The sequence below is a fragment of the Rhodococcus sp. PvR044 genome, from assembly GCF_040548995.1.
In the GTDB taxonomy this organism is placed as follows: domain Bacteria; phylum Actinomycetota; class Actinomycetes; order Mycobacteriales; family Mycobacteriaceae; genus Rhodococcus_G; species Rhodococcus_G oryzae.
Genome location: NZ_JBEPSX010000001.1, coordinates 987,321 through 1,000,846, shown reverse-complemented (window position 1 = coordinate 1,000,846; position 13,526 = coordinate 987,321). Strand labels below are relative to the sequence as shown.

Genomic DNA, 13,526 nt, shown 5'->3' with positions numbered 1-13,526 from the left:
TCAGGCGGTGTCGTCTGACTGAACGACAGCAGTTTCAGGGGACTGCCGACCCGTACCGTTCGGTCTGTCAAACTCTCCGAGCAATCACTGAGCTTGACCCTCAAGAGACGGACTTGGAATGCTCCCTCCCGCTGGCTGGCACTCGGACCCATACGATCCAAGCGCAAGTGAGCGCTACTGGGACGGCGAGAGATGGACCGACCAGGCGCGTCCGCGTGTGGCCGGTAATGGGGCCAAGAAGAAGCATCAAAATTGGCCTTGGCTGGTCGGTGCGGCTGTGGTTGCGTTCATCGCATTCGGGGCAATGACCGACGGCGGTGATACCGGATCCGATGCCGGAACGACGGTTACCGCTACGGTTCAACCGGTTTCCTCGACGCCGCGCGCAACGACAACAACGAGGACGGTTCCGCCCTCATCGCAGCCGGCCACGGTACCGGTTTCACCGGTTGTCGAGTCCACGACGCAGCGGCCGATCACCATCGAACCCACACTGTCACTCGAAGCCTCGTGCAGCGACTCGGACTGGCGGGAGTCGATGGGGCTCGAGGGCGACAGACTCTGCGGATCGACGTGGGTCCCGAGAAACCAGCCGCCAGCTCCTGCACCGCTATTCTCCCCTCCCACGACAACGGTGGCACCTGCGCCCGCACCGGTCTACTCGCCTCCAGCAGTGGAGCGATCCGGAGGAACAGTTCACCCGGGGTCGTTCTGCTCCACTCCAGGAGCGACTGGTGTCACCACGAAGGGCAAATCAATGGTGTGCGATGTCGCCAGCGACGGAAAGGATCGTTGGCAGTCCGCGTACTAGCCGGTGCCCAGCAGCCTGAGTCCCGAACCCTCCGGGCCTGCCACGATGGCCGGAACCCGCGGATTCGTAACTCTTTCTCCCGATTTCACCCGCGCCTGAACCACCCCGTCCCGTCCGAGCCGACCAGCCCTGCCAGCTCCAGCACCGGCAACGCGCCCCGCACCGATCCGATCGGCAGCCCCGAGCCCTCCGACAGCTCGCGGACGCCCACCGACCCCGATGCGGGCAGCGCGTCGTACACCAACGCCGCCTTGGCGGAGAGACCGTCGAGCGCGCGCACCGGGCCGCCGTCCTCGCCTGCCACCCCCACCGGCCCGGCCGCCTCCACCACATCGGCGGCCCGCGCCGCGAGCAGCGCCTCACCCTCCCGGATCATCCGGTGGCACCCCACCGAGGACGCCGAGGTCACCGGGCCGGGCACCGCCAGGACCGGACGGCCCAACCGCGACGCCCACGTCGCGGTGTTACGCGCCCCGCTGCGCGCCCCCGCCTCAACCACCAGCACCGCGTCCGCGAGCGCGGCGACCAGTCGGTTGCGGGCCAGGAAGCGGTGCCGGGCCGGAGGCGTGCCCGGCGCATATTCACTGACGACCGCCCCCTCCCTGGCGATCTCGCGCAGCAACCGCGCGTGCCCCGCCGGATAGGCCCGGTCCACCCCGCACGCCAGCACCGCCACCGTCGCACCACCCGCGGCCAGGGCGGCGCGGTGCGCAGCACCGTCGATCCCGTACGCACCTCCCGAAACGACTGTCCAGCCCCGGCCCGCGAGGTCGTCGACGAACTGCCCGGTCACGTGCTCGCCGTAGCCGCTGGCGGCCCGGGTCCCGACCACCGCGACCGCCCGATCGGTCAGCTCGGCCAGCGGCCGCTCCCCCAACACCCACAGCGCCAACGGCGGCGCCGACTCCCGCTCGCGCCGCGAGTCGAGGCCGTCGAAGGCCAGCAGCCGCCACGCCGGCCAGTCCTCGTCGTCCGGCGTGAGCAGCCTGCCGCCGAGCCGCCCGACGAGGTCGAGATCGCGAGCCGCGGAGTCGATGTGCCTGCGCGCCTCCGTCCGCGTCCGCAGCGCCTCCGGCAACTCCGCCCCGCGCACCGCCCGCGCCGCCTCCAACGGCCCCACCGCCTCGACCAGTTCCACCAGCGGGGCACACGGACCCTGCGCCACCTGCGACAGATACGCCCAGGCCTCCCGTCGCGCACTCATTCGCCCCGCCGATCCCGGTAGCCCAGCGCACACCCCACCTGGTCCTCCCCTGGCAACGCCAGGCCGGACAGGTCCGCGAGCGTCCACGCGACCCTGAGCGCGCGGTCGGCGCCGCGGGCGGTGATCTGCCCCTCCCGCAGCGCCCCCTCCAGCGGGCGGAGTGCCCCACGAGAGATCCGGAACCGTTGCCGCAGAGCCGGGCCCGGCACCTCCGCGTTGGTCCGCCAGCCGAACTCACGCCACCGCTCGACCGCCGTCGCCCGGGCTGCCGCCACCCGCGCGCGAACCTCCGCCGTCGACTCGGCGGCCTCACCGTTCAGTGCGCCGACCGAGAGCGGCTGCATGCTCACCCGCAGATCCACCCGGTCGAGCAGCGGACCCGACAGCTTCCCCAGGTAGCGCCTGCGCGCGGTCGGCGCGCAGACGCAGTCCTCGGTGCGGGGCGGCGCGCACGGACACGGATTCGCCGCCAACACCAGCTGGAACCGCGCCGGATAGCAGGCCACCCCGTCCCGCCGCGCGATCCGGACCTCACCGTCCTCGAGCGGGGTGCGCAGTGCCTCCAGCGCCTTGACGCCCAACTCGGCGCACTCGTCAAGGAAGAGCACGCCCCGGTGCGCCCGGCTCACCGCGCCCGGCCTTGCCATCCCGGACCCGCCGCCGACCAGCGCGCTGATCGAGCAGGTGTGGTGCGGGGCGACGAACGGCGGTTCGGTGATCAGCGGCCGCTCGCTGGTGAGCAGTCCCGCCACCGAATGGATCGCGGTCACCTCGAGCGCCTCCTGCTCGCTCAGCGGCGGCAGCACCCCCGGAAGACGTTGCGCCAGCATCGTCTTCCCGATACCGGGCGGACCGGTCAGCATCAGGTGGTGTGCCCCCGCAGCCGCCACCTCCAGTGCCAGGCGCGCTTCCCCCTGGCCCGCCACGTCGCTGAGGTCGGCCGTCGTCCGCTCGGGCGGCACCTCCAGCGGGGCAGGCCCCGGCAGCACCAGCTCCCCGCGCAGCCACTCGATCACCTCCCGTAGGTTGCGCGCGCCCCAGACCTCGATGCCGTCCACCAGACCGGCCTCGGCCAGCGCCGGGTACGGCACCACCACGCTGGGTCGTCCCGCGGACTTGGCCGCCAGCACCGCGGGCAGCACGCCGCGGACCCCGCGCAGCCGGCCGTCCAGGGCGAGCTCGCCGAGCAGCACCGCCTTGTCCAGGTCCGTGCTCGGCACCCGTCCGTCCGCGACCAGGACCGCGCAGGCCAGCGCGAGGTCGAATCCGCTGCCGCCCTTCGGCAGGGTCGCGGGCGAGAGCGCCAGGATCACCCGCGAATCCGGCCATCGCTCACCGGAGTTGGTGACCGCGGCACGCACCCGGTCCCGCGATTCCTGTAGCGCGGTGTCGGGCAGCCCGACCAGGTGCACCCCGGGCAGCCCGCGGCCGATGTCCGCCTCGATCTCCACCAGCTGACCGTCGACACCGCGCACCGCCACCGCGTAGGCCCGCCCGAGCGCCATCAGAACACCGCGCGCAGGTGCTCGAGCACCGGATCCCGGCCGGACTCCACGACGACGGCGACCACGTCGAACCGCACGTGCCGCCAGCCGTGTGGCTGCTCGGCCAGCCACAACCCGGCCAGCCGGCGGATCCGGCCCTGCTTCGCGAACGTCACCGCCTCGGCGGGCGTGCCGTAGCCCCGGCCCGATCGCGTCTTCACCTCGACGAAGACGACCGCGTCCCCCTCCCGGGCGATGAGATCCAGCTCGCCGTAGCGGCACCGCCAGTTCCGCGCGAGGATCGTCAGGCCCGCTCGGGCGAGGTGGCCCGCGGCCAGCTCCTCACCCCATGCCCCCAGCTCCAGGTTTCGTGCCATGACCAGACCCTGCACCGCGTCCGGGACGAATCACGTCCGGCGGCGGCCGATTTCGCGTTACCTGTGGACGGATCCCGGCCTGTGGAGAACGCAGCCGACCGACCCTGTCACCGGCGACACCTACACTCGGCCGGTCGCCCGATCCCGCACACAGACAGGAGGCGGCGTGGCCAACCGCACGTACCTCTACACCACTCCCCTTGCCCCACAGACGGATCCGGCCGCGGCCCGTACCCAACGTGTCGCGGGCGTCTCCGAGTGGTCGTACGCGATACCGCTGGTCCCCCGGATCCTGGTCTCCGTGGACCCCTGCACCCGCCAGTCGATCATCTGGGACGACACCCCCGGCCTGATCGCGGTCACCGCGCGCTGCGGCCCCGGCATCGCCCGGCTCGAGAAGTTCCTCAGCCGCATCGACCACCCCGGTCTCGGCACGATGGCCGAGGACGCGCTGCGCTTCCTGCGCGCCCACACCGACCCCGACGACCACTTCGTCCTCGAATGCGGCGAGATCTTCGCGATGGACGACGAGCCGTTCGCCGACCAGGGCGCGGCACTGGTGGCCGGGCTTGCCGACATCGACGCCGAGATGGAGGCCGCGCTTGCCGGGCTCGCGCCCACCGAGCCGAGCTTCTGGCAGCGGCTGTTCACGCCGTCGCAGGAGAGCATCGAGGAACCCCTCCGCGAGCTCGGACTGGGCTACTGGTCCGACGCGCTGTACTTCGAGCTCGACGGCCCGCGATAGGCCCGGCCGCGCGTCGGTGCCGCGGTCTACGCTCGTCCGGGTGAGTTCCGAGAAGATGCTGGCCCGGATCGGCGGTCTGCTCCGCCAGGCCGAGTCCACCACCAACCCGCACGAGGCCCAGGCCTTCATGGAGGCCGCGCAGCGCCTTGCCACCGCGACCTCGATCGACCTCGCCGTCGCGCGCTCGCACACCTCGCGCCGCGAGCAGCGCGTCACCCCCACCCAGCGGGTCATCGCGATCGGCGAGACCGGCAAGAAGGGCCTGCGCACCTACGTGCACCTGTTCGTCAGCATCGCTGCCGCCAACGACGTGCAGTGCGACGTCGCGCACAACTCGACGCAGGTGTTCGCCTACGGCTTCGGCACCGACATCGACGCCTGCGAGGCGCTGTACTCGAGCCTGCTCGTGCAGATGGTGCGGGCCTCCGACGCGTTCATCAAGTCGGGCGCTCACCGCCCGGTGGCGGGGGTCACCGCCCGGCTGAACTTCCAGCTCGCGTTCGCGGCCCGGATCGGCGAGCGGCTGGCCACCGCGAAGAGGGCCGCCGAGGCAGACGCGGTGCGCGCGGACGAGTCCACGGGCCCCGAACTGACCGGCACCGCGCTGGTGCTGCGCGACAAGCAGCTCGAGCTGTCCGACTTCTACCGTCAGACGTCGCAGGCGCGCGGGACCTGGCGGGGATCCAAGGCCACCGCGGGGCACTCCTCGACCGCGCGGCGGGCGGGCGACCGGGCAGGCAGGGCCGCACGCCTCGGCCACGCGCCGGAGCTGGCGGGCGCGAGGAAGCAGCTCGAGTGAGCACCGACCGCGACAGCCAGCGCTCCCGGGTCTACGAGGCCGAGACCGTGGTGCGGACGGTGTTCGACCGCGCCGACAAGGGGGCACGCGAACTCGAGCTGTTCGGCTCCACGATCACCCTGCCGGTGGAGCGGAAGTTCGCCTCGGTCGACTCGGTGCAGGACTACGCGGACCGGGTCCTGGCCCTGAACTGGGTGCGCGCACGCTGGTCGGGCGCGGCCGTCCCGGTCACCGTCCGCGCGCGAGCCGGGGCGGCCGCCGCCCACTACGAGGCCGGCGCGGCGACCATCGCTGTCCCGCTGCACACCCGCGGCACGGCATGGGCGCTGCGCGAGCTGGTGATGCTGCACGAACTCGCCCATCACCTCGAGCCGGACGGCGCGGCGCTCGCCCCGCACGGCCCCGAGTTCGTCGACCGCTACCTGGTCCTGGTCGACAAGATCATCGGCGGCGAGGCCGCCTTCGTGCTGCGGACCACGATGCTGGAGAACGGCGTCCGGATCGCCTGACCCGCGCCTGCCCGACATCGCGCACCCCCATTGACGAGAACGCACACCCCGTGAGCGATCAAGGGGTGTGCGAACTCGGCAAAAAGTGTGCGGCGGTGCGCTCGCCCTACTCCCCGAACGGCCCGTTCTCGGGCAACCGCAGGTCGGACTTCTCCAGCTCCTCGATGTTGACGTCCTTGAAGGTGATGACCCGGACGTGCTTGACGAACCGCGCGGGGCGGTACATGTCCCACACCCAGGCATCGGCCATCCGCACCTCGAAGTAGATCTCCCCGTCCGCGTTGTGCGGGATCAGCTCGACGGAGTTCGCCAGGTAGAACCGGCGTTCGGTCTCCACTACGTAGGCGAACTGGCCGACGATGTCCTTGTACTCACGGTAGAGCGAGAGCTCCATCTCCGTTTCGTACTTCTCGAGATCTTCGGCACTCATCTGTTTCGCCGTCCTCCTGCTCTGTGGTGAACCATCATCATCCCGCACGCACCTCCGCGGTGTACATTTCGCCCACCTCATCGGCCACCAAGCGGTCCTCGCGCACCGGATCGCGCTGCCTCAGTCGCGCTGCTGCGACGTTCGCGTACGACATCCGGTGCTCACGACTCGGGCCGAGCGCGGCCATCGCCGCGGTGTGCGCGGCCGTGCTGTACCCCTTGTGCGCGGCAAAACCGTACCCGGGCAGTTCCGTGTCCATCGCCACCATCGTGCGGTCGCGCGAGACCTTCGCCAGCACGCTGGCCGCCGCGATGCACGCCGCCGACGCGTCGCCGCCGATCACCGGCAGCGACGGCGCCGGCAGGCCCGGCACCCGAAACCCGTCCGTCAGAACGTATCCCGGGGACAACGCCAGGCCCGCGACCGCGCGCCGCATGCCCTCGATGTTCGCCACGTGCACGCCGAGCGAGTCGACCTCCCACGCCGGGATCTCCACGATGCACCAGGCCCTGGCGATGCGCGTGATGGCGGGGAACAGTTCCTCCCGCGTCCGCTCGGTCAGCTTCTTGGAGTCGTCGAGGTTCGCCAGGGCCGGGTGCAGCTTGGGCCCGAGCGCGCAGGCGGCGACCACGAGCGGACCCGCGCACGCGCCGCGGCCGGCCTCGTCGACGCCAACCACGGGGCCGAGGCCGCTACGGATGAGGGCAGACTCCATCGTCCGCAGGCCAGCCGCTCTGCGGATGATCGTCCTCGGTGGCCAGGTACTCACTGTCCTTGGATATCAGGCGAATCGATGAGGCCCCAGCGCGAGGGCGGCAGCACGATGGCGACGGCCTTGCCGATGACGTTGTCCACGGGCACGCTTCCGTTGTACTCGTCGCCGACGTGATAGCGCGAGTCCGCGGAATTGTTGCGGTTGTCGCCCATCATCCAGAGGTTGCCCTCGGGGACGGTGACGGGACCGAAGCAGCGCCCCGACTTGAGCGGGGTGTCGCAGGTCTGGGTGCCAGGGGTGAAGGGGAAGTCGGTGACGACGTACGGCTCGTCGATCGGCTTGCCGTCGACCAGGATCCGGCCCTGGTCGTCGCAGCATTCGACGGTCTGACCACCGGTCGCGATGACCCGCTTGACGAGATCGTTCTCGTCCGGCGGCACCAGGCCGACCAGGGAACCGAACTCCTCCAATCCGCGGACCACCGGGTTGTCGGAGCGGGTGGATGACCAGCCGGCGTTCCAGGACTCCGGGCCCTTGAACACGATCACGTCACCGGGCTGCGGGTCGCCGAAGCGGTAGCTGATCTTCTCGACGGCGATCCGGTCGCCGGTGCAGCCGGCGCAGCCGTGCAGCGTGGGTTCCATCGACTCCGACGGAATCAGGTACACCCTGACGATGAAGGTCTGCAGCAGAAAGCTCATCACGAGCGCGACGAGAATGAGGATGGGGAGTTCCCGCCAGAACGAGCGGGGTTTCTTCTCGACCCTCCCCGACGTCGGTTCGGGGGATTCGGCACCGTCCGGCGCCGTCGATTCCTGAGGGGTATTTACCACCGGAACAGGTTAGCCCGGCCCCGGAACGGTCGTGCTGTTCCGGGGCCGGGCCGACGTGAAAAAGATCAGCGCTTTTCCTTGATCTTGGCGGCCTTGCCACGCAGATCGCGGAGGTAGTACAGCTTGGCGCGACGGACGTCACCACGGGTGAGGACCTCGACCTGAGCGATGTTGGGGCTGTGCACCGGGAAGGTGCGCTCGACGCCGACGCCGAAGGAGACCTTGCGAACAGTGAAGGTCTCGCGGATGCCGCCGCCCTGGCGACGGATCACGACGCCCTTGAAGACCTGCACGCGCTCCTTCGAGCCTTCGATGACCTTGACGTGCACGTTCAGGGTGTCGCCGGGACGGAACTCCGGAATGTCGTCGCGGAGAGAGCGGGCGTCCAGAAAGTCCAGGGTGTTCATCGGTTGTTCCATCCTTGCGTTTTCGCACGAGTAGAGGAACCGAGCGGCACTGCTCACGCTGTGCTCGGCTGGTTCGTACTCCGATTAGGTAGGTGTTGCCTGTACAGGCAACCCGTCAATTGTGCCAGACGACCAGGACGGGACGAAATCGGGACTACCGAGGCACCCGCTCGTGGTGCGGGGCCGGGGGCGCGGCCTGCACTGTCCGCTCCAGCTCCTGCTCGGTCGCGACCTTCGCGTGCTCGACGCTCGGCTTGCCCGCGACGAGGTCCTGGACATAGATCTTCGCCCGGACCACCGGCCGGTGGTAGCGCTTCTCCCGTTCGATGGCCCGCAGCATCCGCTTCGGCCGCTCCTCATAGCGCCACCGCGCCCACGGCGCCCCCGGTCGGCTCAACCGGATCGCGCCGACCAGGAGCACCGGGAAGACGAACATCCCCAGCATGGCGGTCCAGATCTTGCCCTTGGCGATCACCACCGCCGCGACCATCAGGCCCAACACGGTGATCAGCACCACCAACCCACGCACCCACCAGGGCTCCTGCCCGCGGAAGTCCTCGACGTCCAGGATCGCCGTCGGGCGGGCACCGAGCAGCAGCAGTCCGGTGACCCCGATGGCGACGAACACCGCATCGACGGAGGTTCGGCCCTGCTCCGCCCAGTAGACGTCCTTGAGGTAGAAGATCAGCGCGAACTCGTCGAGGACCAGCGCGGCGCCGACCCCGAAGACGCCGGCGAGCACCGCGCCGGTGGTCGAGCTGCCGTCCTCGAAGACCGCGATCAACCACCCGCCGCTGACGAGCATGGCCACCACGCCGAACACCACGTGATGCACGTGCTGGCCGCCAGGGGTGACGTTGCCGGGCCACCACCGGACCTGGGCGCGGATCATCCGCACGCTGAGCCGGATGAACGCGAAGCCACCGATGAAACCCAGGAAGAACATGAGCAGCGGCAGCTTGCCCGGCTCGATGATCGCCCGCTGCAGCCAGTGGTTCATCAGCGCGGCCCCGGCGACCTGACGATGCAGCGGAACCCGACGTGGCAGGTGGAGGTCTCCTCGGTCTCCCCCTGGCGGGCGGCGGGGCGATAACGGAGGCAGTAGTTGGGCGCGCACAGGTGCGAGCCGCCCTTGATGACCCGGCGCGGGTAGCTCTCGCCCTCGGTCCGCGCCGCCGACTCCGACCTCGGGTTGCGCGGGATGCAGCACGAGCTCGCCGGGTTGACGTTCTTCCCGCCCGCGCTGTGATCGGCGGTGTGGAAGTCGGTGGTCCACTCCCAGACGTTGCCCGCGACGTCCAGGAGCCCGTAGCCGTTGGGCTTGAAACTCCCGACCGGCGAGGTCCCGACGAACCCGTCCTCGACGAGGTTCTGCCACGGGAACTGGCCCTGCCAGGTGTTGGCCTGCTGCTTACCGCCGGGGGTGTACTCGTCGCCCCACGCGTAGGCCGTGCGGTCGAGACCGCCACGGGCGGCGAACTCCCACTCGGCCTCGGTCGGCAGTTCCTTGCCCGCCCACGCGGCGTAGGCCTGGGCGTCCGCGTACGCGACGTGCGTCACCGGGTGCCGCTCGCGCCCGCCGACGTTGGTGTCCGGGCCCTCCGGGTGACGCCAGTCCGCGCCCGGCACCCAGGACCACCACTGCTGGTAGTCGTCGAGCGAGACCGGGCCGGGCGGCGGGGTGAACACCAGCGAGCCGGGCACCAGCAGCGCCGGGTCGGCGCCGGGATAGTCGGCGGGGTCGGGCGCGGTCTCGGCGACGGTGACGTGGCCGGTGTCCTTCACGAAACGCCGGAACTCCGCGACGGTCACCTGGTGGGTGTCCATCCAGAAGCCGTCCACCTCGACCTGATGGACGGGCTTCTCCTCCGGGTAGAAGTCCTCCGAGCCCATCCAGAAGAGACCGCCCGGCACCCAGGACATGTTCTTGAGTGGGGTGTTCAACGACTGGGTGTTCGACGCCATGCAAGGAAGCATGTCACCTCACCCGCACCGGGCGCAGCCACCACCGGTCACCCTTTTCGGGTGGTTCCCGCCCACCGGCCGACTGAGACCATGCCAACCATGGGAACTGCCATTGGTGACATTCTTCCGCTCGCGCTCGGCGTCGCGATCAGTCCGATCCCGATCATCGCCGCGATCCTCATGCTGCTGACGCCGAAGGCGGGGAGCACCGCGACCGCGTTCACCGCCGGCTGGGTTCTCGGCATCGCGCTCGGATACACGGTGATCGTCACGATCGCCAGCGCGGTCGGCCTGGACAGCTCGTCGGGCGGGAACGCGACGACCGCGACCATCAAGATCATCCTGGGTGTCGCGCTGCTCGGGCTGGCGCTCAAGCAGTGGCGGGGCAGGCCCGCGCCCGGCGAGGAACCGACCATGCCCGGCTGGCTCGCCGCCATCGACAAGGTCACCCCCGGCAAGGCGCTTGGGCTCGGCTTCGCGCTGTCCGCGGTGAACCCGAAGAACCTGCTGATGATCGTCGGCGCGGCGGTGGCCGTCGCCAACCTGGGGGTCAGCGGCGCCACGCTGGTGGTCACCGGGGTGGTCTTCACGATCCTGGCCGCCAGCACGGTGGCCGTGCCGGTGATCGCCTACTTCGTCGCCAGGGAGAAGGCCACGGTCTGGCTGCAGAACCTCAAGTCCTGGCTGACCGCCAACAATGCGGCCGTGATGGCGACGCTGCTGCTGGTGATCGGTGTGGTGATGATCGGCAAGGGTCTCGGCGGTTACTAGGCGCTGCGCGCCTGTGCGCGATTGACGAGTCCAGAGACTCGTCAACCGCGCACGGGCGGCGGAGCCGCCTACTTGCCGAAGCCGGCCTTGCGGAGGGCGTCCGCCATCGAGCCGCTCGCCGGGCTGCTGCCGCCCGATCCGCCGCCCTGACGCTGACCGCCGCCCCGCTGCCCGCCCTGGCGCTGACCGCCACCCTGACGTGATCCGCCGTCCCGCTGGCCGCCGCCCTGACGCTGACCGCCTGCGGCGCGCTGTCCGCCGCCCTGTCCGTCCTGCTTGGCCGCGCCGGGCTCGTCGTCCAGGCGCAGGCTCAGCCCGATGCGCTGGCGCGGCAGGTCGACCTCCATCACCTTCACCTTCACGACGTCGCCGGACTTGACCACCTCGCGCGGGTCCTTCACGAAGTTGTGTGACATCGCGGAGACGTGCACGAGCCCGTCCTGGTGCACGCCGACGTCGACGAAGGCGCCGAAGGCCGCGACGTTGGTGACCACGCCCTCCAGCGTCATGCCGGGCTTGAGGTCGGCGACCTTCTCCACACCCGACGCGAACGTCGCGGTCTTGAACTCGGGGCGCGGGTCGCGGCCCGGCTTCTCCAGCTCGGCGATGATGTCGGTGACGGTCGGGATACCGAACTTGTCGTCGGAGAAGTCCTGCGGCCGCAGCGCCCGCAGCGCCGTGGTGTTGCCGATGATCTCCTTGACGCCGGTTCCTGTGGCCTCCACGATCCGCCGCACGACGGGATACGCCTCGGGGTGCACCGCGGAGGCGTCAAGCGGGTCGTCGCCGTCGGTGATCTTGAGGAAGCCCGCGCACTGCTCGAATGCCTTGGGGCCCAGCCGCGCCACGTCGAGGATGCCGGCGCGGGCACGGAAGGGACCGTTCGCGTCGCGGTGCGCGACGATGGATTCGGCCAGCGAGCCGGTGATGCCCGAGACCCGCGAGAGCAGCGGCACCGAGGCGGTGTTGACGTCGACGCCCACCGCGTTCACCGCGTCCTCGACCACCGCGGCCAGCGAGCGCGCCAGCAGCGTCTCGGAGATGTCGTGCTGGTACTGGCCGACGCCGATCGACTTCGGGTCGATCTTCACCAGCTCGGCCAGCGGGTCCTGCAGCCGGCGCGCGATCGACACCGCGCCGCGGATGGACACGTCCAGGTCCGGCAGCTCGGCGGAGGCGTACGCGGAGGCGGAGTACACCGAGGCGCCCGCCTCCGAGACCATCACCTTGGTGAGCCCGGCCTCCGGGAACTTCTTGATCAGGTCCGCCGCCAGCGCGTCCGTCTCGCGCGAGGCGGTGCCGTTGCCGATCGCGATCAGGTCGACCTTGTGCTTGGCGGCCAGCGCGGCGAGCGTGGCCAGGGACTGGTCCCACTTGTTGGCCGGCTGGTGCGGGTAGATGGTGTCGTACGCGAGCACCTTGCCGGTGGAGTCGACGACGGCGACCTTGGTGCCGGTCCGGAAGCCGGGGTCGAGGCCCATCGTGGCGCGGGTGCCCGCGGGCGCGGCCAGCAGCAGGTCCTTGAGGTTCATCGCGAACACGTCGACGGCGTCCCGCTCGGCGGACTGTCGCAGCCGCATCCGGGTGTCGATGCCGAGCGTGATGAGCATCTTGGTCTTCCAGGCCCAGCGGACCGTGTCGAGCAGCCACCTGTCGGCGGGCCGTCCGCGGTCCGCGACGCCGAACCGGCCTGCGATGCGGCCCTCGTAGACGCTGACCTCGCCGAGCGGGAGCTCCTCGGTCTCGGGGTCGAGGGTCAGCGAGAGCACCTCCTCCTTCTCGCCGCGGAACATGGCGAGGATGCGGTGGCTGGGTAGCTTGCCGAAGGGCTCGGAGAACTCGAAGTAGTCGGCAAACTTGGCGCCCTCGGTCTCCTTGCCCTTGCGGACCGCGGACTTGACCTGGCCGCGGGTCCACATCAGCTCGCGCAGCTCGCCGACCAGGTCGGCGTCCTCGGCGAACTGCTCGACCAGGATGGCGCGGGCACCCTCGAGCTGCTCGGCGGTGTACTGCGCGGGGTCGGTGGTCGGGTCCGACAGCAGGGCGTCGGCGACGGGCTGGTGCCCGGCCTCGCGCGCGATCTGCGCCTTGGTGCGGCGCTTCGGCTTGAACGGCAGGTAGATGTCCTCGAGGCGGGCCTTGGTGTCCGCGAGCATGATCTGCGCCTCGAGCTCGGGATCGAGCTTGTCCTGGGAGCGGATCGACTCGAGCACCGCGACCCGGCGCTCGTCGAGCTCACGCAGGTACCGCAGCCGCTCCTCGAGCGTGCGCAGCTGGGCATCGTCGAGGGTCCCGGTGACCTCCTTGCGGTACCGGGCGATGAAGGGAACCGTCGCGCCGCCGTCGAGCAGTTCGACCGCCGCGCGGACCTGCTCTTCCCGGACGCCGAGTTCCTCCGCGATGCGCGCGTTGACTGATTTCAGAGCTGGTGCATTCGGAGCTGAGGTCACGGCGATCGACCCTACCGGCAGGCACC

15 protein-coding genes and 1 pseudogene are annotated in these 13,526 nt (G+C 70.4%); 5 read left to right on the top strand and 11 right to left on the bottom strand.

Going from position 1 to position 13,526, the window contains the following annotated elements:
* Positions 1-118: 118 nt before the first annotated feature.
* Positions 119-214 (top strand): annotated as a pseudogene (locus ABIC28_RS04530) (DUF2510 domain-containing protein); the annotation flags it as partial.
* Between the two features lie 146 nt (positions 215-360).
* Here ABIC28_RS04530 and ABIC28_RS04525 read toward each other — a convergent pair.
* The 4 genes from ABIC28_RS04525 to ABIC28_RS04510 all read right to left on the bottom strand — a co-directional run bounded on the left by ABIC28_RS04525 (position 361) and on the right by ABIC28_RS04510 (position 3,876).
* Positions 361-483, bottom strand: coding sequence for a hypothetical protein (locus ABIC28_RS04525; RefSeq protein ID WP_257017550.1), 123 nt, complete (start codon positions 481-483; stop codon positions 361-363).
* Positions 484-896: 413 nt separating this feature from the next.
* Entirely contained in the window at positions 897-2,015 is a 1,119-nt protein-coding gene (gene dprA / locus ABIC28_RS04520; RefSeq protein ID WP_097212680.1) for a DNA-processing protein DprA, read from the bottom strand.
* Positions 2,012-3,520 (bottom strand): YifB family Mg chelatase-like AAA ATPase, encoded by a 1,509-nt coding sequence (locus ABIC28_RS04515; RefSeq protein ID WP_097212679.1) that lies wholly within the window; start codon positions 3,518-3,520, stop codon positions 2,012-2,014. The genes dprA and ABIC28_RS04515 overlap by 4 nt, the downstream gene beginning before the upstream one ends.
* Positions 3,520-3,876 carry a YraN family protein gene (locus tag ABIC28_RS04510; RefSeq protein ID WP_097212797.1) on the bottom strand — a complete coding sequence of 119 codons (357 nt, stop codon included), beginning with the start codon at positions 3,874-3,876 and terminating at the stop codon, positions 3,520-3,522. Before ABIC28_RS04510 ends, ABIC28_RS04515 begins: the two co-directional genes overlap by 1 nt.
* A 166-nt stretch (positions 3,877-4,042) precedes the next feature.
* Here ABIC28_RS04510 and ABIC28_RS04505 point away from each other — a divergent pair, with 166 nt between their 5' ends.
* From ABIC28_RS04505 to ABIC28_RS04495, 3 genes are read left to right on the top strand one after another with little or no spacing between them, the layout of a single operon-like run.
* Complete coding sequence (locus ABIC28_RS04505; protein ID WP_354577697.1) at positions 4,043-4,621, top strand: DUF7822 domain-containing protein; 579 nt, start codon at positions 4,043-4,045, stop codon at positions 4,619-4,621.
* A 40-nt stretch (positions 4,622-4,661) separates the two neighbouring features.
* A complete protein-coding gene (locus tag ABIC28_RS04500) occupies positions 4,662-5,420 on the top strand; it encodes a DUF2786 domain-containing protein (protein WP_097212677.1) in 759 nt (252 codons plus the stop codon).
* A complete protein-coding gene (locus ABIC28_RS04495; protein ID WP_354577694.1) occupies positions 5,417-5,929 on the top strand; it encodes a TIGR04338 family metallohydrolase in 513 nt (170 codons plus the stop codon). The genes ABIC28_RS04500 and ABIC28_RS04495 overlap by 4 nt, the downstream gene beginning before the upstream one ends.
* 106 nt (positions 5,930-6,035) lie before the next feature.
* Here ABIC28_RS04495 and ABIC28_RS04490 read toward each other — a convergent pair whose 3' ends face one another.
* The 6 genes from ABIC28_RS04490 to ABIC28_RS04465 form a co-directional block, all read right to left on the bottom strand.
* Positions 6,036-6,359 carry a DUF2469 domain-containing protein gene (locus tag ABIC28_RS04490; protein WP_072750096.1) on the bottom strand — a complete coding sequence of 108 codons (324 nt, stop codon included), beginning with the start codon at positions 6,357-6,359 and terminating at the stop codon, positions 6,036-6,038.
* Positions 6,360-6,396: 37 nt separating this feature from the next.
* Positions 6,397-7,128 (bottom strand): ribonuclease HII, encoded by a 732-nt coding sequence (locus ABIC28_RS04485; protein ID WP_502944985.1) that lies wholly within the window; start codon positions 7,126-7,128, stop codon positions 6,397-6,399.
* Positions 7,125-7,907 carry a signal peptidase I gene (gene lepB / locus ABIC28_RS04480; protein WP_209925947.1) on the bottom strand — a complete coding sequence of 261 codons (783 nt, stop codon included), beginning with the start codon at positions 7,905-7,907 and terminating at the stop codon, positions 7,125-7,127. Before lepB ends, ABIC28_RS04485 begins: the two co-directional genes overlap by 4 nt.
* Positions 7,908-7,972: 65 nt before the next feature.
* Entirely contained in the window at positions 7,973-8,314 is a 342-nt protein-coding gene (rplS, locus tag ABIC28_RS04475; protein ID WP_027499292.1) for a 50S ribosomal protein L19, read from the bottom strand.
* A gap of 154 nt (positions 8,315-8,468) precedes the next feature.
* Positions 8,469-9,314 (bottom strand): hypothetical protein, encoded by an 846-nt coding sequence (locus tag ABIC28_RS04470; RefSeq protein WP_097212673.1) that lies wholly within the window; start codon positions 9,312-9,314, stop codon positions 8,469-8,471.
* Positions 9,314-10,279 carry a formylglycine-generating enzyme family protein gene (locus ABIC28_RS04465; RefSeq protein WP_502944984.1) on the bottom strand — a complete coding sequence of 322 codons (966 nt, stop codon included), beginning with the start codon at positions 10,277-10,279 and terminating at the stop codon, positions 9,314-9,316. The genes ABIC28_RS04470 and ABIC28_RS04465 overlap by 1 nt, the downstream gene beginning before the upstream one ends.
* Positions 10,280-10,378: 99 nt before the next feature.
* On the opposite strand from ABIC28_RS04465, the gene ABIC28_RS04460 reads away from it, so the two are divergent.
* Entirely contained in the window at positions 10,379-11,050 is a 672-nt protein-coding gene (locus ABIC28_RS04460; RefSeq protein WP_097212672.1) for a GAP family protein, read from the top strand.
* Positions 11,051-11,118: 68 nt separating this feature from the next.
* On the opposite strand, the gene ABIC28_RS04455 is transcribed toward ABIC28_RS04460, so the two are convergent.
* Complete coding sequence (locus ABIC28_RS04455; protein ID WP_097212671.1) at positions 11,119-13,500, bottom strand: Tex family protein; 2,382 nt, start codon at positions 13,498-13,500, stop codon at positions 11,119-11,121.
* Positions 13,501-13,526 lie beyond the last annotated feature (26 nt).

What these genes read in the sequence shown, in the direction of transcription:
- ABIC28_RS04490 (WP_072750096.1), bottom strand. Translation starts at nt 6,359, where the DNA reads ATGAGTGCCGAAGATCTCGAGAAGTACGAAACGGAGATGGAGCTCTCG.
- ABIC28_RS04470 (WP_097212673.1), bottom strand. Translation starts at nt 9,314, where the DNA reads ATGAACCACTGGCTGCAGCGGGCGATCATCGAGCCGGGCAAGCTGCCG.
- ABIC28_RS04460 (WP_097212672.1), top strand. Translation starts at nt 10,379, where the DNA reads ATGGGAACTGCCATTGGTGACATTCTTCCGCTCGCGCTCGGCGTCGCG.
- dprA (WP_097212680.1), bottom strand. Translation starts at nt 2,015, where the DNA reads ATGAGTGCGCGACGGGAGGCCTGGGCGTATCTGTCGCAGGTGGCGCAG.
- rplS (WP_027499292.1), bottom strand. Translation starts at nt 8,314, where the DNA reads ATGAACACCCTGGACTTTCTGGACGCCCGCTCTCTCCGCGACGACATT.
- ABIC28_RS04510 (WP_097212797.1), bottom strand. Translation starts at nt 3,876, where the DNA reads ATGGCACGAAACCTGGAGCTGGGGGCATGGGGTGAGGAGCTGGCCGCG.
- ABIC28_RS04525 (WP_257017550.1), bottom strand. Translation starts at nt 483, where the DNA reads ATGGTGATCGGCCGCTGCGTCGTGGACTCGACAACCGGTGAAACCGGT.
- ABIC28_RS04515 (WP_097212679.1), bottom strand. Translation starts at nt 3,520, where the DNA reads ATGGCGCTCGGGCGGGCCTACGCGGTGGCGGTGCGCGGTGTCGACGGT.
- ABIC28_RS04465 (WP_502944984.1), bottom strand. Translation starts at nt 10,279, where the DNA reads ATGGCGTCGAACACCCAGTCGTTGAACACCCCACTCAAGAACATGTCC.